General features: G+C 44.9%; 16 protein-coding genes and 5 pseudogenes. 12 read left to right on the top strand and 9 right to left on the bottom strand.

All coding sequences use genetic code 11. The annotated features are described in order from the left end of the window. Positions 1-319: 319 nt before the first annotated feature. The 6 genes and pseudogenes from CCC17_RS09525 (at position 320) to CCC17_RS09500 (ending at position 5,960) form a co-directional block, all read left to right on the top strand. Entirely contained in the window at positions 320-475 is a 156-nt protein-coding gene (locus CCC17_RS09525) for a hypothetical protein (RefSeq protein WP_015527375.1), read from the top strand. A 441-nt stretch (positions 476-916) separates the two neighbouring features. After that, positions 917-1,552, top strand: a pseudogene (locus CCC17_RS09520) (IS607 family transposase). Continuing rightward, a pseudogene (locus CCC17_RS15070) lies at positions 1,515-2,676 on the top strand (RNA-guided endonuclease InsQ/TnpB family protein). The pseudogenes CCC17_RS09520 and CCC17_RS15070 overlap by 38 nt, the downstream one beginning before the upstream one ends. A gap of 177 nt (positions 2,677-2,853) precedes the next feature. Beyond that, entirely contained in the window at positions 2,854-4,062 is a 1,209-nt protein-coding gene (locus CCC17_RS09510) for a MalY/PatB family protein (RefSeq protein ID WP_287082264.1), read from the top strand. A gap of 104 nt (positions 4,063-4,166) precedes the next feature. Continuing rightward, positions 4,167-5,562, top strand: a pseudogene (locus CCC17_RS09505) (M20 family metallopeptidase). Then, positions 5,546-5,960 (top strand): annotated as a pseudogene (locus CCC17_RS09500) (C-GCAxxG-C-C family protein). Before CCC17_RS09505 ends, CCC17_RS09500 begins: the two co-directional pseudogenes overlap by 17 nt. Before the next feature lie 320 nt (positions 5,961-6,280). On the opposite strand, the gene CCC17_RS09495 reads toward CCC17_RS09500, so the two are convergent. The 3 genes from CCC17_RS09495 to CCC17_RS09485 all read right to left on the bottom strand — a co-directional run bounded on the left by CCC17_RS09495 (position 6,281) and on the right by CCC17_RS09485 (position 8,307). Further along, a complete protein-coding gene (locus tag CCC17_RS09495; protein ID WP_287083004.1) occupies positions 6,281-7,210 on the bottom strand; it encodes a glycoside hydrolase family 36 protein in 930 nt (309 codons plus the stop codon). Between the two features lie 329 nt (positions 7,211-7,539). Continuing rightward, positions 7,540-7,821 carry a hypothetical protein gene (locus tag CCC17_RS09490; RefSeq protein ID WP_287083002.1) on the bottom strand — a complete coding sequence of 94 codons (282 nt, stop codon included), beginning with the start codon at positions 7,819-7,821 and terminating at the stop codon, positions 7,540-7,542. A 75-nt stretch (positions 7,822-7,896) separates the two neighbouring features. Further along, the gene (locus CCC17_RS09485) at positions 7,897-8,307 is read right to left on the bottom strand and encodes a hypothetical protein (RefSeq protein WP_287083001.1); all 411 of its coding nucleotides are present in this window, start codon (positions 8,305-8,307) and stop codon (positions 7,897-7,899) included. Between the two features lie 257 nt (positions 8,308-8,564). On the opposite strand from CCC17_RS09485, the gene CCC17_RS15065 reads away from it, so the two are divergent. Together CCC17_RS15065 and CCC17_RS15210 are read left to right on the top strand one after the other, a co-directional pair. After that, the gene (locus tag CCC17_RS15065; RefSeq protein ID WP_287083000.1) at positions 8,565-9,146 is read left to right on the top strand and encodes a cupin domain-containing protein; all 582 of its coding nucleotides are present in this window, start codon (positions 8,565-8,567) and stop codon (positions 9,144-9,146) included. 24 nt (positions 9,147-9,170) lie between these two features. Beyond that, entirely contained in the window at positions 9,171-9,512 is a 342-nt protein-coding gene (locus CCC17_RS15210; RefSeq protein WP_442859774.1) for a helix-turn-helix domain-containing protein, read from the top strand. A gap of 181 nt (positions 9,513-9,693) precedes the next feature. On the opposite strand, the pseudogene CCC17_RS09470 reads toward CCC17_RS15210, so the two are convergent. From CCC17_RS09470 to CCC17_RS09460, 3 genes and pseudogenes are all read right to left on the bottom strand, one after another. Further along, a pseudogene (locus CCC17_RS09470) lies at positions 9,694-11,770 on the bottom strand (heavy metal translocating P-type ATPase). Between the two features lie 14 nt (positions 11,771-11,784). Continuing rightward, positions 11,785-12,126 (bottom strand): DUF6110 family protein, encoded by a 342-nt coding sequence (locus CCC17_RS09465; protein ID WP_022426232.1) that lies wholly within the window; start codon positions 12,124-12,126, stop codon positions 11,785-11,787. 259 nt (positions 12,127-12,385) lie between these two features. Next, positions 12,386-12,844 (bottom strand): transcriptional repressor, encoded by a 459-nt coding sequence (locus CCC17_RS09460; RefSeq protein WP_021651932.1) that lies wholly within the window; start codon positions 12,842-12,844, stop codon positions 12,386-12,388. 329 nt (positions 12,845-13,173) lie between these two features. Here CCC17_RS09460 and CCC17_RS09455 point away from each other — a divergent pair, with 329 nt between their 5' ends. Together CCC17_RS09455 and CCC17_RS09450 are read left to right on the top strand one after the other, a co-directional pair. After that, positions 13,174-14,289, top strand: coding sequence for an ABC transporter ATP-binding protein (locus CCC17_RS09455; protein WP_015527387.1), 1,116 nt, complete (start codon positions 13,174-13,176; stop codon positions 14,287-14,289). A gap of 104 nt (positions 14,290-14,393) precedes the next feature. Beyond that, complete coding sequence (locus CCC17_RS09450; protein ID WP_287082271.1) at positions 14,394-15,482, top strand: PucR family transcriptional regulator; 1,089 nt, start codon at positions 14,394-14,396, stop codon at positions 15,480-15,482. An 84-nt stretch (positions 15,483-15,566) separates the two neighbouring features. On the opposite strand, the gene CCC17_RS09445 is transcribed toward CCC17_RS09450, so the two are convergent. From CCC17_RS09445 to modA, 3 genes are all read right to left on the bottom strand, one after another. After that, on the bottom strand, positions 15,567-16,616 hold the full coding sequence (locus CCC17_RS09445) for a sulfate/molybdate ABC transporter ATP-binding protein (RefSeq protein WP_287082273.1): 1,050 nt from the start codon (positions 16,614-16,616) through the stop codon (positions 15,567-15,569). Next, entirely contained in the window at positions 16,616-17,311 is a 696-nt protein-coding gene (gene modB / locus CCC17_RS09440; protein WP_021651929.1) for a molybdate ABC transporter permease subunit, read from the bottom strand. The genes CCC17_RS09445 and modB overlap by 1 nt, the downstream gene beginning before the upstream one ends. A 67-nt stretch (positions 17,312-17,378) precedes the next feature. After that, positions 17,379-18,281, bottom strand: a complete 903-nt coding sequence (modA, locus tag CCC17_RS09435) for a molybdate ABC transporter substrate-binding protein (protein WP_044961707.1) — start codon at positions 18,279-18,281, stop codon at positions 17,379-17,381. Between the two features lie 312 nt (positions 18,282-18,593). On the opposite strand from modA, the gene CCC17_RS09430 reads away from it, so the two are divergent. Together CCC17_RS09430 and CCC17_RS09425 are read left to right on the top strand one after the other, a co-directional pair. Beyond that, a complete protein-coding gene (locus CCC17_RS09430) occupies positions 18,594-18,806 on the top strand; it encodes a TOBE domain-containing protein (RefSeq protein ID WP_015527392.1) in 213 nt (70 codons plus the stop codon). Further along, entirely contained in the window at positions 18,799-19,719 is a 921-nt protein-coding gene (locus tag CCC17_RS09425; protein WP_118608662.1) for a substrate-binding domain-containing protein, read from the top strand. Before CCC17_RS09430 ends, CCC17_RS09425 begins: the two co-directional genes overlap by 8 nt. Positions 19,720-19,758 lie beyond the last annotated feature (39 nt).

Genomic DNA, 19,758 nt, shown 5'->3' with positions numbered 1-19,758 from the left:
ACAATCTGTGATTTTCAGAAATCAAGATTATATAAACATATAAAATCCAAGATGTAGAAAATCCATATGCTGAAGAAATGAAAAAAGAACTGATTGCAGGCTTCCAAAATGAAGAAGACTTTGCTTATATGAAAGGCTATAAACCCTGGAAAAAATTATTAGCAAAGTATTGATCCTGCTTATGTTTATTGCAAAATAAAAACCCTATTCATTCGCAATAGAGCATTTATAGATAAAAGAGATTATTGGGCAGGCGTCGCGGCTCCTGCCTCTCTTTTAACCCATAGAGTGCGTGATTGCAACGAAATTTACCACCTCAATGGATGATAAATTGCAATATATTTCAAAAATAAAAGAAGAACGTAATAAGGCACAGGACGAACTTGCTGAACTAAGGAAAATTCTTGAATTGTCAGATGATATTTCTTTGACAGAACACATTACAAAGATAAAAATAAATATTGACAAGGAGTAATTGAACCAGTATTATATAAGTACAAAGAAGTCTTTTTCCGGAGTGAGAAAGATATTATTACTTATTCAAAGGAAAGGGGCTCTGGACGAGTTCCTTTTTACATTTCATAAAATTTGATTTTATAACATATACTATGATCACAAAGTAGCTCTGGATAGGATATTCGGAGTTGTAAAACGGCGGAAATATCATTGCTGGTATTTCCGCCACTTCTTTTATAGATTATTCGCACTATTCAACCCATCCACTCAATTACGCAAAATCAAATCGTCTCATAATTTACATTAATATATGTACGCCACCCCCAAAATATGATAAGGTGAAGCAAATAGAATTTTTCAGGAGGTTATTAACAGTTAAATATAAATTATAAAATCATATAAGTACATGTTGAGTTTTATAAGATATTAGAGCAGAATATTATTGAAAGGAGTTGATGCTTTGAGTAAATATTATTCTATACATGAATTTTCAAAAATTATAGCGTATCCGCCCAGACATTACGAAATTGGGATGCCAATGGAAAACTTCATCCGCATCATACTACAGTAAGCGGCTATAGATATTATTCTGACGAGCAACTCAACCAGGTAATAAATGTAAAGCCTAAAACCGCATTACAATTGGATATTGTCGCGTTTCCAGCCATAAACAGAAAGATGATCTGGAACGACAGATTGATAATGTTAAGACATATCTTCTGGCAAAAGGACAGCCATTTGAGATAAAGTGATATCGGTTCCGGAATTAATTATAAGAAAAAAGGACTCCAGGAATTGATCAGGCGAATATCTCAAAATCAGGTTGAAAAGGTTGTTGTTTTATATAAAGATCGGCTATTGCGATTTGGTTTTGATTGATAGAATATATCGCTTCCTTTATAATTGTGAGATTGAGATTATTGATAATACTGAAAAATCCGAACAGCAGGAACTTGTTGAAGATCTGGTTCAGATATCACAGTATTCAGTTGCAAATTACAAGGAAAACGAGCGAATAAAGCAAGAAACTTATCCGGGAATTGATACAGGAGAAAGAGATGGTAAAAGCCATAAAAGTAATGTTAATACCAAATAATATACAGAAAACTAAGATGTTTCAGTACGCAGGTGCTTCAAGATTTGCTTATAACTGGGCTTTGGCAAGGGAAATAGAAAACTATGAAAAAGGGCGGAAAATTCATTTCAGATGCAGAACTCAGAAAAGAATTTACAAAGCTTAGACATTCTGATGAATACGCATGGTTATTGAGTATTTCAAATAATGTAACCAAACAGGCGATCAAAGATGCCTGCACCGCTTATAAGAACTTTTTCAAAGGTTTGCAGAAATTCCCAAGATTCAAGCCAAAAAAGATCAATGCCGAAGTTCTATCAGGATAATATTAAGATACAATTCAGCAATACTCATGTTAAGTTTGAAGGATTTTCTTCGAGCAGGAAAAGAAATAAACAAAAACTAAATTGGGTAAGACTTGCAGAGCATGGCGTATTCCTACAGATGCTAAATACATGAATCCGAGAATATCTTTTGATGGGTTGAACTGGTGGATCAGCGTATGTGTGGAATTTCCTGATTGCATAGAAAAACTTAATGATGATGGGATTGGTATAGATCAGGAATCAAAGATCTGGCTATTTGCTCTGATGGAGCTAAGTATAAGAACATCAATAAAAGTCAGAAAGTAAAGAAACTAGAAAAACAGAAACGCAGATTACAGCGTAGTATCTCTCGCTCTTACGAGAAAAATAAGAAAGGAGAAAGTTACTGCAAAACAAATAATGTAATCAAAAAGGAAAAACTTTTATTAAAACGAAATCACAGATTAACAAATATCCGTAAGAACTATTTGAATCAGACTACATCTGAAATTGTAAGTCGAAAACCAAGATTTATTTGTATTGAAGATTTGAATGTTAGTGGAATGATGAAAAATAGACATTTATCAAAAGCAGTTCAGAATCAGGGTGTTTTTTGAGTTTAGAAAGCAGCTTGAATACAAGTGCAGCGATAAAGGGATCCAGCTTATTGTGGCTGATCGGTTTTATCCATCATCAAAGCTTTGCAGTTGCTGTGGAAACATTAAAAAAGACTTGAAATTATCTGACAGAATTTATAAATGTGATTGTGGAAATGTCATTGATAGAGATTTTCAGGCATCTATAAATCTCAAGGCTTATGGAGAAAGATTTGCAAGCTAACACTAAAACGTTAGTGCAAATATGTACGGGTACGTTAATCCGGAATTTACGCCTATGGAGAGTACAAGAACTTGTGAGTAGATAGATATTTATATCATCAAAAGCATACTCGTTGAAGTAGGAATGAAACATAGAAGTTTATAACTTTTTATAAGTTTTCAGTAACGGAGCATTCATATGAAATACGACTTCACTTCCATCATTGACCGGCATGGCAGAGATTCCATCGCAGTAGACGGCCTGAAGGGCGATGGTTTCTCTCCTGCCCCGCCGAAGGAGGGCTTCGATGTCATCCCGATGTGGGTAGCAGACATGAACTTCCCTACTGTACCTACCATACAGCAGGCGATCATCGAACGGGCCAGTCACCCTACCTTCGGTTACTTTGAAGCCCCGCCGGAATATTATAAGGCCATCATCCGCTGGCAGGAAACACGCCACGGTGTCACCGGTCTGAAGCCCAGACACATTGGCTATGAAAATGGCGTTCTGGGCGGAGTTATCAGTGCACTGAACTGCATCTGCTCCCGCGGTGATAACGTCCTGGTTCACAGCCCGACATACATAGGCTTCACCAAAAGTCTGAAAAACAACGGCTACGAGGCCGTACACTCTCCTCTGATAAAGGATGAAAACGGCATATGGAGAATGGATTATGCAGACATGGAAAAACAACTCCGTGAAAAGAAGATCCACGCTGCCATTCTCTGCAATCCACACAATCCCTGCGGACGCGTGTGGGAACGCCGGGAGCTGGAAAAAGCCATGGAGCTGTACCGAAAATATGATGTCTACGTCATCTCAGACGAGATCTGGTCTGACCTCATCCTGAATGGCCATAAGCATATCCCCAGCCAGTCCATCAGCGAAGATGCCCGCCAGCGTACAGCGGCCTTCTACGCTCCATCCAAAACCTTTAATCTGGCAGGACTTGTTGGCAGCTATCACATTGTATACAACAGCTGGTGGCGGGATCGTATTTTGAAGGAGTCCAGTCTGAGCCATTATAATATGATGAATGTTCTGTCCATGCACGCTCTGCTTGGCGCTTATCAGCCTGAAGGCTATGAATGGACCGATGAACTATGCGAAGTACTAAGCGGAAATGTAAGCTTTGCCTGTGATTACATTGACCGGCACTTTAAGGGTGTCAACGTTTCCAGACCGGAAGGCACCTACATGCTCTTTGCCGACTGCACCGACTGGTGTACTGCCCATGGCAAAACAATCGAAGATGTGGAAAAAGCCTGCTGGGATGTCGGCGTTGCCGTCCAGGACGGCAGGATGTTTTTCGGTCCCTGTCACCTAAGAATGAATCTGGCCTCACCCCGTTCCCGCATAGAAGAAGCCTTCCGCCGAATGGATCGGTACGTCTTCAACAGGTAAAAATCCACTCTGCCATTCATTACAATCTATGCTATAATAGAGCTCATAACATCAGCGTTCCATCCTGTCACTTTCCGGAACGCTGTAAACAGGAGGAAATCAATATGGATATTAAAGAGGAAATCCACGCATTATCAGAAGAAATGCTCACAAATCTTGGCAGACTGGTTGCCATTGACTCCCAGCTCGGTACCCCTTCCGAGGGAAAACCATTTGGTGAGGGTCCTGCAAAAGCCCTGGAAGAGGGACTGAAGATTGCCGAAGAACTTGGCTTTAAAACCGTAAACCTGGATAACTACTGCGGTTATGCCGAAATGGGTGAGGGCGATGAGATCGTCGGCATCGCCGGTCATCTGGATATCGTTCCTGTAGGCGGAGACTGGACCTACGATCCGTTCCGCCTTACCCGTGAAGACGATCATGTATACGGCCGCGGGACCACTGATGACAAAGGCCCTATCCTGGAAGCGCTCTATGCCATGAAGCTTCTCCGCGACCACGGCGTGAAGCTGAACAAAAGAGTCCGCCTGATCATGGGCTGCAACGAGGAAACAGGTTCCAAATGTATGGATCACTACAATCAGGTAGCAGAAGAGCTTTCCTGCGGTTTCACACCGGATGCCAGCTTCCCGTGTATCCACGGTGAAAAAGGTCAGCTTGCCATGATCGCCTGCTCCAAAAACACCCGGATCATCTCCATGAACGGCGGTTTTGTATCCAATGCAATGTGTGACACCTGTACAACCATTGTTCCCGATGAGGACGGTCTGAAGAAAAAGCTGGAATCCGCACTTTCCCGGACGAAGCTCCAGGAATATAAGGTAACCGAAGAAAATGGTGAGCTCACCATCTACGCCAAAGGTATTCCGGCTCATGCCAGCACTCCCCATCTCGGTGTCAATGCTGCAGGAGTAACTTTTGAATGTCTGGCAAAAGCAGGCTTTGAAGATGACTTTGTGGAATTCTATAACTCCCATATCGGCACTGCATGTGACGGCTCCGGCATTGGTCTGAAATTTGCAGATGAATACGGCGATCTGACGTTATGCAACGGAATCGTAAAAACAGAAAACGGTGTCATTTCCTGTACCATCGATATCCGTGTTCCGGTAACTCTTAATGAGACCGATATCCGCAAAATGTGCCAGGACAGACTGGAAGATAAAAACGGTCGTATTGAGATCATAAAGGTTGTTGCTCCGTTATTCTTCCCAAGAGAATCTCCGCTGGTAAATGCTCTTTACAAAGCTTACACAGATGTGACCGGCGATACCGAACACAAACCAATGGTCATCGGAGGCGGCACTTACGCAAAATCCCTCCAAAAACATCATAGCCTTCGGACCTGAAAAAGAGGGAATTGACTATCGCATCCACGGAGCCGATGAATTTATCCTGGTCTCCGGCATGGAAGAAGCGGTACTGATTTATATGGAAGCGATCAAAAATATGTTGCGATCTGAAATCAGGAGGATAAGAAATCATGAGTACAAAAGCTGAACACGCTACAAATATTACACGAGAATGGCTGTAACTGTGCACAAGCAGTTGCCTGTTCTTTCTGCCGGGAATTTGGCATCGATGAAAACGAGATGTTCCGTATTGCCGAGGGCTTCGGCCTTGGAATGAGTGTTATGGAAATGTGCGGTGCTCTTTCCGGTATGGCTATGATCATCGGACTTTCCAACAGCCGCGGAAATACCGAAGAAGGTTCCGGCTCCAAAGGTGACACTTACAAAAAGCTTCGCACCTATATCCAGAAATTCAAAGAAAAAAACGGTTCCTGTATCTGCCGTGAATTAAAAGGTGTGGAGACAGGCAAGGTTCTCTGCAGCTGCCCGCAGTGTATCACAGATGCGGTTGCTCTTACAGAAGAATATCTTGCGGAAAACAGATAATCTCATAAAATAAAACAGCAGAATTGTATATTCCCTGTAATCCCGGGACATACAGCTCTGCTGTTTTCTGTTTCTATTCGCTTTTCACTGTCAGATCCTTCACCCATCTGTATTTCTTATAATTCAGGTACACAGCGGGATCTTTGCAACTTCATCCAGACTGATGAGCTTTCTGGTAAAAATGCCGGCGCTCTTTTATTTTTGCCCACGCCTCTTCGTCAAACTTACGGTCTTTCCTGATTTTCTATTTCATCTCGATCTTAAACAGTCTGGCCGCTTTTTCCTGTGGCATCTTCACTACAAGATTTCCATTTTCGATCTTATATCCGCACATCTCTTCCTTCGGATAGATCACGGATACTCTGCGGACCTGCTCTGCATTTTCCAGTGGGATCACTGCTTCGTTGTTCCCGGTGTCCATACCGAAAGATAGGTTTCTTCTCTGCTTTCACTCCGTAAGCAAGAACTTCAGATTTCAGAGTTCCAAAACCAAGCGGGAAGAACGGCACGCCGTCACGTACTTCCTCACGGATCTCCTTATACAGGGAGATTCCCTCCTTCATACGGTTCATGGAATTTTCGCCCAGCTTCCATACCATACCGCTGATATATGGGCGGAGAAGCATACCATTTACTACATTGTAGATCACATGCTCTTCTTCATCCTCATACGGATATACCCACATACCACCCTGCTCCGGAGTTACCGCACTGGCTACATTGGCAGCGATATTGGCATTGTAGAGATAATCTGTCTGATCACTGGTAGACTGCAGGCTTAAGATTTTCAGCATTCCATAATCCATACGCTGTCCGCCGGAACCGCAGTTCTCCACAACAAGCTCCGGATGATCCCGGAAGATTTCCTCATACCACTGGTGAAGACATTCATAATGCTCACGGATGGCATCTGCACAGCTGTCACTGTTCAGATCACTTCCGTATCCCATGGTTACGTTATAGTCCACTTTAAAGTACTCTACACCGTAATCATTGATCAGCCTGTCTACTACATCACGGCAATATTTCCGTACCTCCGGATTGCGGAAATCCAGCATATAGCGTTTATTGTCAATGTGGCGTTTTCCATGACGGCAGACAAACCAGTCATCCGGAAGCTTGTTTGCCAGCTCACAGGCAACTCCCATAACCTCGATTTCCAGCCAGAGTCCCATTTTCAGGCCTTTACTGTGTGCATGATCGCAGACTTCTTTCAGACCATTGGGAATCTTCCGGATGCTTCTTTCCATTCCCCGACACGGTCCCACCAGAATCCGTCGTCATACCAGCCTGCATCCAGACAGTAATATTCGCATCCGAGCTCTGCTGCCTTGTCAATGAGGAAAGCTCCCGCTCCGTTGTGGGTCTCCCATCAGGCAATTCATGTAATCATTAAATACCACGTTCAGCTTCTCATCGTCCGTATTCGGTCTGCGTACTTTTCTCCGATATCTGGTCAGTGCCGCTGCTGCCGGATTCAGGCCACCTTTTACAACCGCTGCCCCTGCCGGAACGGTTGTAAAGCTTTCTCCCGGTTTCAGATTCTTATACCAGCCATGCTCCTGCTCTGTGGCGCCGCTTAAGGCAAGATACAGATTTCCGCCCTGTGCAGAGCCATATTCTGCCAGCCACTGTCCGGAGCTTTCAATCTGGAAAATATACGTCTCCCCCGTTTCTCTGTCCTCGGCAATTCCATGGGAAGATACTCACAGGTAGACCAGGTGCCCTTTCCACTGTAACAATAACGGTTCAGGCCATATCCCTGATGATTGAAGCCATCTACGACCATTCCGTTTAAATTCAGCGTTTCTGCATCGTATTTCTGCCACTGTGCCTCACAGCACCAGCTGTTAAACGGCACATAGATATCTGTTTTTTATAATAAGGCTTCTCGCCGCCTCTGGAATTCCCTGATACATAAAAGAAGAAACATAAGTCAGCCCCTGATCCTCGCTTCCCTCATTAATGATCTTGTCCAGGTCTGTACTGCCGGCACTCCGTCAAACAGGCGCATATGATATACCGCCTTCAGCTTTTCCGGGGAAACCATTACGATCTCCAGCTCTTTTCCGCCATCCTGTTCCTTCAGCTCATGGTTCTCATAAACAAAATCCGCAGAGGACTGATTAATGTTGTTTTTGTAAGCATGCATGTTCAGGCTTCCTGTGCCGCTTCTGTGAATCTCAACAGCCGGATAACAGATATCCTCCTTCGCTCCATGATCGTTTTTTACTTCCTGTGAAGAAAATCTGCCAGCTCTACCACGCCGTTTTCCCGGATACAAACTGGATATCCAGGCCATTCTCATGTAATTCGTCATTTTCATGTTTTCATTTTTATAGCTCATAGAAAATACCCTCCGTTTTTCTGATTCTGATCACAGTATAATATCTGTTTTTTTATAAGGTGACAGGTATCATCCCCTGAATGTAAAAATGCAATATATTGTCGTATTTATTTTTGCGTGATATACTTATTTGCAGACAGCAAAGGATACATTCAGGCGGGCAGAGTTTTTTAACCGGATATCTGCATCTGTCTGACTCGAAATTTACAGCTGAAATATTTACATTCCGTTTCGCATCGTACTCAGGAGGTTTTTTCATGCCAGATATTTTCCAGGACTCTTCCCAATATTTCCATATTTCTGCTTTTTATGCTCTCTCCCTGCCTTATTATCATATGGAGCATCACACACATTCCAGCTATGAGATTATGTATATCACCTCCCGGTTCCGCCGGGTTTTCTGCCTGGACGGCACGCAGGACATCAAATTCCCACTGAAATCCGGGCAATTTATCTTTATCCGGCCGGATGTACCTCACCGGCTGGAGATTCCGGATGGTTTTCCCTGCTCGATCCTGAATCTGCGAATTTTCCCTTACTCCCGAAAAAAGTCCGGTTGCTCTGGAGCTTCTCCTGAAAAAGGATCCCGGATTTTCCCGGTTCTGGAATTTTATGGAAGCCTCCCAGGGCTTCTGCTCCGGCGCGGATTCCCGCAGCTTCGGATACAGCCTGAAGGATCTGCTCACCTTTTTACAACAAAATTCCGGTCAGATACAAAAGGAAGAATTTCTCTTCTTTCTTCTTTTCAGCCGCATGCTTACAGAGCTTGCATTCTGCGCCCGCTCCAGCCGGAGCACCCAGGAATCGTCTATCTGAAAAAAAGCGCTCCGCTATATTGACGAGCATTATCTGGAAGACATTATATTCCTGCCATCTCCGCATATGCAGGGATCAACAAATCCTATCTGCAGGCGCTCTTTACAGAAAAAAACGGCTGCACCATCAATACCTATATCAACCGCAAGCGTATGGAACAGGCCGCCTTTCTTCTGTGCAACAGCACTCTGCGCATTACGGATATTGCCTTTCTTCCGGATACAACAGCCGGCAGCATTTTGCACATACCTTCGAAAAAATTTTATCATATGAGCCCCTCCAGGTACCGAAGCCTTCATACCCGGCCTCTCCGTTCGGATACCCAAAAAAAACGCTATCATATGACTGACGGACTGATGTTGGAAAGCGAACCCTTTCCTCAGGAATAAAACTTACTTCATACACCTACACCTTCAGGCTGATACCTGCGATCCACGTCTGAGCAGCCTAAAAAAGCCGGCCAGGTACGAAGCTCTTATCTCTTCGATAACCTGGCCGGCTTTTTATATTTATTGTCAAGCGGATATTCGCAATCCTACAGGGGACTTACTTGATTCGGTTAAAAATTTTCTATGGAAGCAGATTCTGCATACTCTTCAGGCTGATCGCCAGTGTGGAGGTATTATGCAGAAGTGCGGATGAAGTCGGCTGCAGGATACCTGCAACACCACAGGCGATAAGACCTGCGTTAAAGGTAATAATAAAACGGTAATTGCGTCTGATACGCTTCATCAGTGCATTGCTGATCTCTTTCAGAACAACCAGCTCCTGAAGATCATCTGCACCTACAGTAATATCTGCGATCTCCCGGGCAATTTCAGCACCATCACTGATGGCGATACCGACATTGGCTGCGGAAAGTGCCGGAGAATCATTGATTCCGTCACCTACCATGATAACCTTTCTTCCGGCTGCCTTTTCTTTTTCGATGAAGTTGGCCTTATCCTCCGGAAGTACCTCGGAATAATATTCGTCCACTCCCACACGTCTGGCAATGGCTGCTGGCTGTACGCTCACTGTCCCCTGTCATCATAACGATCTTGGAAATCCCTGCCCCGCGCAGTGCTTCTACAGAAGCTTTCGCCTCCTCACGAAGAGGATCTTCAATACAGATCACGGCTGCAAGACGTCCGTCAATGGCAAGATACAGATGGGAATACTCTTCCGGAATATTGTCGAATTTCTCCTTGCCATCCTCCGGGATCAGACATTTCTCATCTTCAAATACAAAGTGATAGCTTCCGATCACGGCCTTATGGTCTTCGATCGTAGTGGAAATTCCATGCGCTACTACATATTCAACCTTTGAATGCATCTCCTCATGGGCCAGATGCTTCTTCCTGGCAGCACTGACAACAGCCTTAGCCATGGAGTGTGGGAAATGCTCTTCCATACATGCGGCGATACGCAGCATCTCCTCCGGATCATTGTTGTCAAAAGGAACCACATCCACAACGGTTGGCTTCGCCTTTGTCAGAGTTCCTGTCTTATCAAATACGATGGTATCTGCCTCAGCCATTGCTTCCAGATATTTACCGCCCTTAACTGTAGCCTTATGTGTACCGGCCTCACGGATCGCAGACAATACAGAGATCGGCATTGCAAGCTTAAGCGCGCAGGAGAAATCCACCATCAGGATCGCAAGGGCCTTGGTGGCATTTCTGGTAAGGAGATATGTAAGTGCTGTTCCTCCAAGAGTATAGGGAACCAGCTTATCTGCCAGATGCTCTGCCTTTCCCTCCAAAGAAGATTTCAGCTTCTCAGACTCCTCGATCATGGTAACGATCTTGTCATAGCGGCTGGAACCACCTACCGTCTTTACGCGGATGGTGATCTCACCTTCCTCCACAACAGTGCCTGCATAGGCAACGCTACCCTCTTTCTTGCATACAGGTACAGACTCACCGGTAAGAGAAGCCTGGTTGACCATAGCCTCTCCATCTGTAACACTTCCGTCAAAAGGAATTACGGTACCCATACGTACAACAACCTCATCTCCCGGCTGGACCTCTCCGGACTCTACCAGGATCTCCTGATCCTCTTTCTTCAGCCATACCCTGCCAACATTCAGGGACATGGTTCTTGCAAGATCACCTACGGATTTCTTATGCGTCCACTCTTCCAGGATCTCTCCGATTCCAAGCAGGAACATGATGGAGCCTGCAGTACCAAAGTCCTGACGTAATACAGACACTCCAATTGCAGTGGCATCCAGGACCGGCACCTCGATCTTACGGTGAAGAAGTGTATCGATTCCCTTCCAGATATATTTCAGGGAAGTAGCTGTTGTATAAATGGCATTCAGCGGATATGGCAGAAAAAGCCTTCTTCCGTAATGGCAGATCACCTTGGAGATCAGCTTCTCCTGATATTCTGCATTCAGTGCTCTCCCTGAGCTCTGCAGCACCTGCGAAGGAACCTCTACATCCTGATAATGAAATTCGCTGATACCACGGATAACCGCAGCTCTGCTGCCCCGATAATTTACAACTGCGTCACAGGTTCTCTCGTATACCTTGGCAGAAGCCACTCCATCAAGATTCTCGAGATAATACAACAGCGTATCTGCCTGCCCGTAGCTCATCCTCTTCTGAGCAAGATGGATACGAAGCCGGCCTCTTGTCTCATGTTTGATATAAAATTTCACGGAAAATCGCCTCTTTACTCAGCTGTCTCTTCTGCTGCTTCTTCTGTCTCTTCTGCTGTTTCTTTGAATGCATCCTCATCTGCAGTTTCCTCTGCTTCTGTCTCAACATCCTCTACAGCCTCTTCAGCTGCTGCTCTTTCCTCATTGATCTCCTTAGCTTCAGCATAAATATCTTCAGCATTCTCCTGAAGATTCGTAGCTGTTTTCATGATGCAGTCCTTAGCTCTTAAAACGGCTGCTGTGCATCCTGTGTAAAGCTTCTTCGCATCCTTGCTTGTGAGGATCTTGATTCCTGCTGTACCGAAAAGAACGCCTGCTGCAAAAAGTCCTGATTTCTTGAATTTAAAGTCTACCATAATAATTTCCTCCTGATATATGATTTTTATTTTTTTCTGATTCCCGGTGAGGATTTTTCATGTCCGCCCCGATATTTTCATTATTATAAAATGTCTGTAAAAAAAAGTCCAGTGTTTTTTGTGTGAATTCAACACAATTCGTTAAATTTTCAGTTATTTTTGCCTAACAGTTAATTTTTACTAATAGTTTAATCTATCTAATTCTTAGTCTGTACAAACCTCTTCTTTCCTATTATATTGTGCCATAGCTTTTCCATACTCACCCGACCTCATGAACAGGCAGCAGCGCCAGGGTACGGATATTCTGTTCACTGATCTCCCCGCAGGCCCGAAGTCCTGCAAGAATCACTTCATTAAGCTTCTGTCCGGACAGATGGCATATCGTATCATCATCCAGTTCTACTGTGCAGACGCCTTTTGTGCTGCATGCCACGCGATACATATTCTTTCGGCTGATAGCACCAATGGATTCCAGCGTATTGACCATACGGTATACTGTAGCTACACCGATCTTCGGATCCAGTGCGGAAGCCCTGTAATAGATTTCCTTACAACAGGAGCACTCTCCCTCCAGGATAATGTCCAGAAGAATCTTTCTCTGTCTGGTGATGCGGAGCCCCTTCTCCTTCAGTTTCTCTATAATAAGATCCCTCTGCATCTCTGTATGTCGGTAGCATCCTGTTTTTTTCTCTTCTGTTTCGGCTTCTGCAATATGCATTCTGATCCCTCCTTTATTGAGAAAACTTTTCTTTTATCTTAAGTTAGTATACTCCAACTCAGGTTAGTTGTAAATAACTCATTTGAACTTTTTTACATATTGAGGATTCTGCCTGAATACCGTATAATGTCTCGTGAACCTGTACATAGGAAACCGTCGTTTTGACAAAATGACGAAAAATCCCCTTTCGTTTTTTCGTCAGAATGACAAGAAACTGCCGGAAACTTTGTAAGATTCAGCTCTAGCCCTTTTCTCTCATTTTCGATATACTGTTAACCAGCAAAGGAAATTACGTAAAAACAATATATTAATTTTGGAGGGAAACAACAATGGCAAGTTTATCATTATCTCACATTAATAAAACTTATCCGAACGGCTTCCAGGCAGTTAAAGATTTCAACCTGGAGATTGAAGACAAAGAATTCATCATCTTCGTAGGACCATCCGGATGTGGAAAATCTACAACACTTCGTATGATCGCAGGTCTTGAGGAGATCAGCGGTGGTACACTTAAGATCGGTGACAAAGTCATGAACGATGTTGAGCCTAAGGACCGTGATATCGCAATGGTATTCCAGAACTACGCTCTGTATCCTCATATGACAGTTTATGATAACATGGCATTCGGACTTAAGCTTCGTAAAGTTCCGAAGGACCAGATCGACAAGGCTGTTCGTGAAGCAGCAAGAATCCTTGACCTTGACAAGCTTCTTGATCGTAAACCGAAGGCTCTTTCCGGTGGTCAGAGACAGCGAGTTGCTATGGGACGTGCTATCGTTCGTAATCCTAAGGTATTCCTTATGGATGAGCCTCTTTCCAACCTGGATGCTAAGCTTCGTGTACAGATGCGTATCGAGATTTCCAAGATCCATCAGAGACTTGGCGCTACTATCATCTATGTAACACATGACCAGACAGAGGCTATGACACTTGGTACCAGAATCGTTGTTATGAAAGACGGTGTTGTTCAGCAGGTTGATACACCACAGAACCTGTATCAGAAACCAGGCAACCTCTTCGTTGCAGGATTCATGGGATCTCCGCAGATGAACTTCCTTGATGCTGTTATCTCCGAAAAAGGCGGCAATGTAGTTGCTACGATCGGTGGTGAGCATGAGGTTATTGTTCCGGCAGCTAAGGCTAAAGTCCTGAAAGACAAAGGCTATGTTGGAAAGAAAGTTGTTCTTGGTATCCGTCCTGAGGATATCCATGATTCTCAGATGTTCCTTGAGACATCTCCAAGCAAACCAATGAACTCCGTAGTTAAAGTTTACGAGCTTCTTGGTGCTGAAGTATTCCTGTACTTCGATGTTGACGGAACTCAGGTTACAGCACGAGTTGATCCTCGTACAACAGCTAAGACCGGTGATCCGATCAGATTTGCATTCGATATGGAGAAAGCTCACTTCTTCGACAAAGAGACAGAGCTTACTATCACAAACTAATTCTCGTCGAATCATAAAAACAGAATGTAACCCCGGGGGATATGATTTCCCGGGGTTTCTTTTTATTTCACTAGTTTTATTTCACATCAGAAAGGACGCTTTTTATGAAAATACAGCAAACAATTCAAAAATGTCTGGATGACTGGAACCGGATCAGCGGTCTTGATTTCTGTATTCTGGATGAAAATGACCAGATATACATTTCCACAGGGGACCGCCGACTTCCTTCTTCTGAAAAGCTTGCTCAGTTCCGGGAGGATCCTGCCTTATGCATCTCCAACCGCAGCTGCAGTCTGTACAAGCTGAACAACATACCTCAGAACAATATGCTTCTGATCGTATGGGGCTCCGGAGAGCAGGCTTCTACCATCGGAGAGCTTGCTGTCTGCCAGGTAGAAAGTCTCCTCACTGCCTATACGGAAAAAACAGACAAGAACTCCTTTATGCAGAATCTTCTCCTGGACCGCTATTCCCAGGTAGAAGCTTTTAACAAGGCTGCCCGTCTTCATATTACACCTTCCGCCCGCCGTGCGGTATTTCTTGTGGAAACCAAGCAGCACAAGGACGAAAATGCCCTGGCTACCATCCGCAACATCTTTTCTGCCCGTACACGGGATTTTATCACTGCACTGGATGATTCCGGCATCATCGTAGTACGTGAGCTTCAGAGCACCGAAAGCTACGAAGAACTGGAGGGTATCGCCTGCATGCTGGTGGATATGCTCAATACAGAGGCTATGACCTCTGCCTGGGTTTCCTACAGCAATGTTGCAGATGATATCATGGAGCTTTCCGATGCCTACAAGGAAGCCCGCACTGCTCTGGAGGTCGGCAAGATCTTTTATGCTGACAAAAACGTTTTCGGTTACAACCGTCTGGGCATCGGACGTCTGATCTATCAGCTTCCCACTCAGGTCTGCAACATGTTTGTAGGCGAGATCTTCGGAGAAGAATCCCTGGAATCTATTGACGACGAAACCCTCAATATCATCCGGACCTTCTTTGAAAATAACCTGAACCTTTCTGAAACCTCCAGACAGCTCTATGTGCACCGGAATACTCTGGTGTACCGTTTTGAAAAGCTGCAGAAGCGGTTTGGCCTGGATATCCGTACCTTTGAGGATGCACTGGCCTTCAAGCTTGCCATGATGGTGTCCGATTACATCACCTATTCCGGAAATCACGGAAAATAGCTCCTGTCCGCGAAAATCCATCAAAAATGCAGGTGCACAAAAAATCCCGGAAACAGCAAATAATGTCTGTTTCCGGGATTTTCTTTATTTCAGCAGCATCAGATGCTCCGGTGGAAGATACAGATATTCCGGAAGATCTTTATCCGGATCCTCCGTAAAGCTGTTTTTGGGACGCATCCACCATAATCCGGCAGCATTCTCTTCCGCTTTGTTTCGGATCATATACTGATGTTCAAATGTAGTTTCTATGTATTGGTCTACCTGCACTACCATACAGTTCTCACCCGGCTCTGATTCCGGGCGGATCCAGTGGCCGCGGATCCCTACATGGGTAATATCCATATCTACGTTTTCTTCGGTATGGAGCTTCATTTTCCAGTCCGCCGCATAGATCTCGTGCGGTCCCAGCCTCTCCGCTCTGGAAAAATTCTTACAGCCGGTAAGCTTTGCTGCCTCCAGAAGTCCCGGTCTCTCAAACAGCTGCTTTGTCTCCCCGGTCACAAGGATCCTGCCTTCATGTACAATGGAAAGCTCCCTGCAGAATTTATAAGCCTCATCTCTGCTGTGTGTCACAAGGATCATATCTCCCGGATAGTCCTTGAGGAAATCCTGCATCTCCCGCTGGAGCACATCCTTCAGGTAACCGTCCAGTGCGGAAAACGGCTCATCCAGAAGAATAGCTTCCGGCTCTCCGATCATCATTCTGGCCAGTGCCACTCTCTGCTGCTGTCCGCCGGAAAGCTGTGAGGGCAGGCGCTTCTCCAGCCCCTCCAGATGATATCGCCGGATCAGATCTGCCACTTTTTCTCTGGCGAAGGATTTTTCCCCACGATAACCGCAGCGGATGTTCTGTTCCACTGTCATGGTTGGGAACAGCGCATAATTCTGAAACAGATATCCGATCCGTCGCTTCTGCGGTTTCAAATTGATCCCTTTTTCAGAATCAAACACTGTTTTTCCATTGATGACGATCCTTCCTTTATCCGGTGTTTCGATCCCTGCAATACAGCGTAAGGTCATGCTTTTTCCGCTGCCGGAAGCACCAAGAAGCCCAATGGCTGCCGAACTGCCTTCAAAATCTACCTTCAGGGAAAAATCACGGAAGTTTTTTTCGATATTTACTTTGACTGCCATCAGATCCACCTTCTTGTTTTCATTCCTCTTCCGGATACGATATTGATCAGCGCTACGATCACAAAGGAGATCAGCACGATCACAACGACCCAGAATCCTGCAGTTCCGTAATTTCCGGCTGCTGTCTCTGATGCAATGGCAACAGAAACTGTTCTGGTTTTTCCAAGGATATTTCCGGCAAGCATGGAGGTTGCGCCATATTCTCCGATCGCACGTGCAAATGCCAGCACTGTTCCGGATGCGATCCCCGGTCCTGCCGCCGGCATGACTACCCGCCAGAATATCCGGCTGTCGCTCATCCCCAGAGTCTGGCCTGCATGGATAAGATTTATATCCACCTGTTCAAAAGCAGCCCGAGCATTGCGGTACATCAGCGGAAATGCGATCACTGCCGCTGCGACCACACAGCCCTTCCAGGTCTGCACGATCTTAATATCAAAATTATCCAGAAGAAAGCTTCCGAAGGGCCTTTTCAGACTGAAGATCAGTAGCAGAAAAAATCCAGCCACTGTAGGAGGAAGTACCAGCGGAAGAGTAAGGATCCCGTCCAGTACTGCTCTGGCTCCCGGCTTCAGTTTCATGATCTTTCGGGCACAGAATATTCCCAGAAAAAAAGCGATCACTGTGGCTGCCAGACCTGTTTTTAAGGAAATCCACAGAGGACTCCAGTTTATTTCTCTCAAAAATTCTGTCATATTTCATTCCTGTGCCGGCATTTACTGTGTTTCAATATTTACTGCCTGCCGGTTTTCTACATCATACTCATTTGGATGTGCTGTCTGCGGAAGCTGTGCTGTCCTCAGCCTCCGTGTTGTCTGCAGAAGCTTCTGTGGCATCCTCGGAATCCTCATCCTCATATGCTGTAAATCCATAGCCCTCAAATACCTTGATCGCTGCATCAGACTCTACATAATCAAGAAAAGCCTCTGCTGCCCTGGTATCGTCTTCCGATGCTTCCTTGTCCTCGATAAGTCCCACAGGATAAAGAACCGGCGTCTTAAGGCTGTCTGCCGGCGCCTCTGCGATGATATCTACTTTATCAGTAACAGACGCAGCATCTGTCGCATATACAACACCAACCTCATTGCTTCCTTCACTGACTGCTGCAAGTACATCCGTTACATTCTTGCACTCGTTGATCTCCATTTTGTTTACATCGTCCATGATCCCAAGATTGTTAAAGATCTCACGGGCGTACTGTCCCACCGGAACATCCTCTCCTGCAAGCGCCATATTTTCAGCGTCTGTGATATTCTCGAATCCTGTTACCTTTGTCTCTCCGTCCTTTGGTCTGATCAGAACGACTTTGTTCTCAAGAAGATCCTTAACGGTGTCTTCCTTTGTCAGTTTTTCCTCTGTGAGGGCATCCATCTGTTTATCTGCTGCTGAAAAGAAAAGATCACAGCGTGCACCTTCCTCGATCTGTGTCTGCAGTGTACCTGAGCTGTCTGCACTGTAATAGATCGTTACATTCGGATAAAGCTCATTGAAATCCTTCTGGATCTCCTCCATGGAATTGCTGAGGCTGGCAGCAATAAATGCATAAACCTCTCCCTTCAGGTTCTCATCACCTTTCACTTCTGTGTCCGCCGCAAAAACAGTTCCGGTCATAAGGCCTGTTGTTAAAATTCCCGCGGTAAGGGCTGCTAAGATTTTTTTCTTCATCTTTTGTTTCTCTCCTTTTCCGTTTCGTTCAGTTTTGTTTAGTTTTGAATGGTTTTGTTTAATTTTACCGAAAGGAAAGTTTCTTGTCAAGCTATAAGGCATTGCTGTTTTTCTCTACAAGTGCTATCATAAATACATAGTTGACAAGCCAGGCGGATGTTCACGATCCGCTTCGTTTCTTATCTTATCATGAGTGGCTTACAGCACTCCTGATACAGACAAATCCCACACAAGGTTCATTGCTCTGCACAACGTAAGCAGAGAACTTGCCTGATCCGGTTCATTCAATATTCAAGAAAAGGAGAATTACTTATGAAACTCAGTGCACGTAATCAGTTAAAAGGAAAAATCATCAACATCAACCAGGGAGCTGTAAATTCCATCGTTTCCATCGATATCGGTGGTGGAAATATCATCACTGCTACCATCTCCTGTGCGGCGGTGGAAGAACTTGGACTGAAAGTAGGCTCTGATGCTTACGCAGTGATTAAGGCAACCAATGTTATGGTAGGTATCGATGAATAAAGTCTACACAGCACAGGAAGTTGCAGATAAACTAAAGATCAAAAAATCCACAGTATATGACCTGATCAAACGCGGAGAGCTTTCCTCCTCCAAAGTCGGCAAACAGCTGCGGGTCAGCGAGGAACAGCTGTCTCAGTATCTTAAGGGTTCGGAATGTTCTGCGTCTTCTGCTCAGTCTTATGATCACCAGCCGGAGAGCTCTCTTTTGAAAAGGGATTATCTTCTGCATTCCAGTGGACTGATCATCAGCGGACAGTGTTCTCCGGCTCTGGATCTTCTCCTGAATCAGCTTCCCACACACCCGGACAATCTGCCGGTTCTGCAGTCTCACATGAACACCTACAACGGACTGTATTCTCTCTATTTTGAAAAAGTCCACATTGCCTGTGCATCCGCCTCACCGGAAGATATCCATAGCCTTATACCCGGTATCCCACTGACTGTGATCTCTCTGTGTCAATATCCTGTCGGCTTCTATGTAAAAAAAGAAAATCCCAAGAATATCCGGGGATTTTCTGATCTTACACGGGCAGATATTATTTTTGTGAACCGCGAAAAAGGAAGCAGCCGTCGTATCCTTCTTGACCGTACACTTCTGTCTTCCGAAATTTCACCGGATTCCATATCCGGATATCGAAATGAGCTTGTTACCGATCACTCCACGGCTGCTGCAGTGGCTGGCGGACAGGCAGACATAGCTCTTGGCGAGGCCTGTGTAGCGAGAAGCTTTCCGGAGCTGGATTTTCTTCCTGTTTGCCAGGAATCACTCTTCCTGGTTATGCAGACCAAAAATCTGAGCACCCCCGGCTTTCAGGCCGTAGCGGAAACCATTGCATCCGAACCTTTCCGCCGGTTTTTAGCTCTTCAAACCGGATACGATACTACTGACACCGGAAATATCCGGCATATTTAGGGCTAAGAAAAACGCTTATGTAAAAAATTCTTCCACAAC

This window comes from Blautia sp. LMAG:36, from assembly GCF_008680535.1.
Classification (GTDB): Bacteria; Bacillota; Clostridia; order Lachnospirales; family Lachnospiraceae; genus Blautia_A; species Blautia_A fusiformis.
This window is presented reverse-complemented; position numbering and strand designations above follow the sequence as displayed.

Excerpts from the sequence above, each read along its gene's own strand:
- CCC17_RS09495 (WP_287083004.1), bottom strand. The coding sequence starts at position 7,210 with ATGGAAAGAAGCATCCGGAAGATTCCCAATGGTCTGAAAGAAGTCTGC.
- CCC17_RS09465 (WP_022426232.1), bottom strand. The coding sequence starts at position 12,126 with ATGGTAGACTTTAAATTCAAGAAATCAGGACTTTTTGCAGCAGGCGTT.
- CCC17_RS09525 (WP_015527375.1), top strand. The coding sequence starts at position 320 with ATGGATGATAAATTGCAATATATTTCAAAAATAAAAGAAGAACGTAAT.
- CCC17_RS09430 (WP_015527392.1), top strand. The coding sequence starts at position 18,594 with ATGAAACTCAGTGCACGTAATCAGTTAAAAGGAAAAATCATCAACATC.
- CCC17_RS09425 (WP_118608662.1), top strand. The coding sequence starts at position 18,799 with ATGAATAAAGTCTACACAGCACAGGAAGTTGCAGATAAACTAAAGATC.
- CCC17_RS09510 (WP_287082264.1), top strand. The coding sequence starts at position 2,854 with ATGAAATACGACTTCACTTCCATCATTGACCGGCATGGCAGAGATTCC.
- CCC17_RS09485 (WP_287083001.1), bottom strand. The coding sequence starts at position 8,307 with ATGAGCTATAAAAATGAAAACATGAAAATGACGAATTACATGAGAATG.
- CCC17_RS09445 (WP_287082273.1), bottom strand. The coding sequence starts at position 16,616 with ATGGCAGTCAAAGTAAATATCGAAAAAAACTTCCGTGATTTTTCCCTG.
- CCC17_RS09450 (WP_287082271.1), top strand. The coding sequence starts at position 14,394 with ATGAAAATACAGCAAACAATTCAAAAATGTCTGGATGACTGGAACCGG.
- modB (WP_021651929.1), bottom strand. The coding sequence starts at position 17,311 with ATGACAGAATTTTTGAGAGAAATAAACTGGAGTCCTCTGTGGATTTCC.
- modA (WP_044961707.1), bottom strand. The coding sequence starts at position 18,281 with ATGAAGAAAAAAATCTTAGCAGCCCTTACCGCGGGAATTTTAACAACA.
- CCC17_RS09455 (WP_015527387.1), top strand. The coding sequence starts at position 13,174 with ATGGCAAGTTTATCATTATCTCACATTAATAAAACTTATCCGAACGGC.
- CCC17_RS15065 (WP_287083000.1), top strand. The coding sequence starts at position 8,565 with ATGCCAGATATTTTCCAGGACTCTTCCCAATATTTCCATATTTCTGCT.
- CCC17_RS09460 (WP_021651932.1), bottom strand. The coding sequence starts at position 12,844 with ATGCATATTGCAGAAGCCGAAACAGAAGAGAAAAAAACAGGATGCTAC.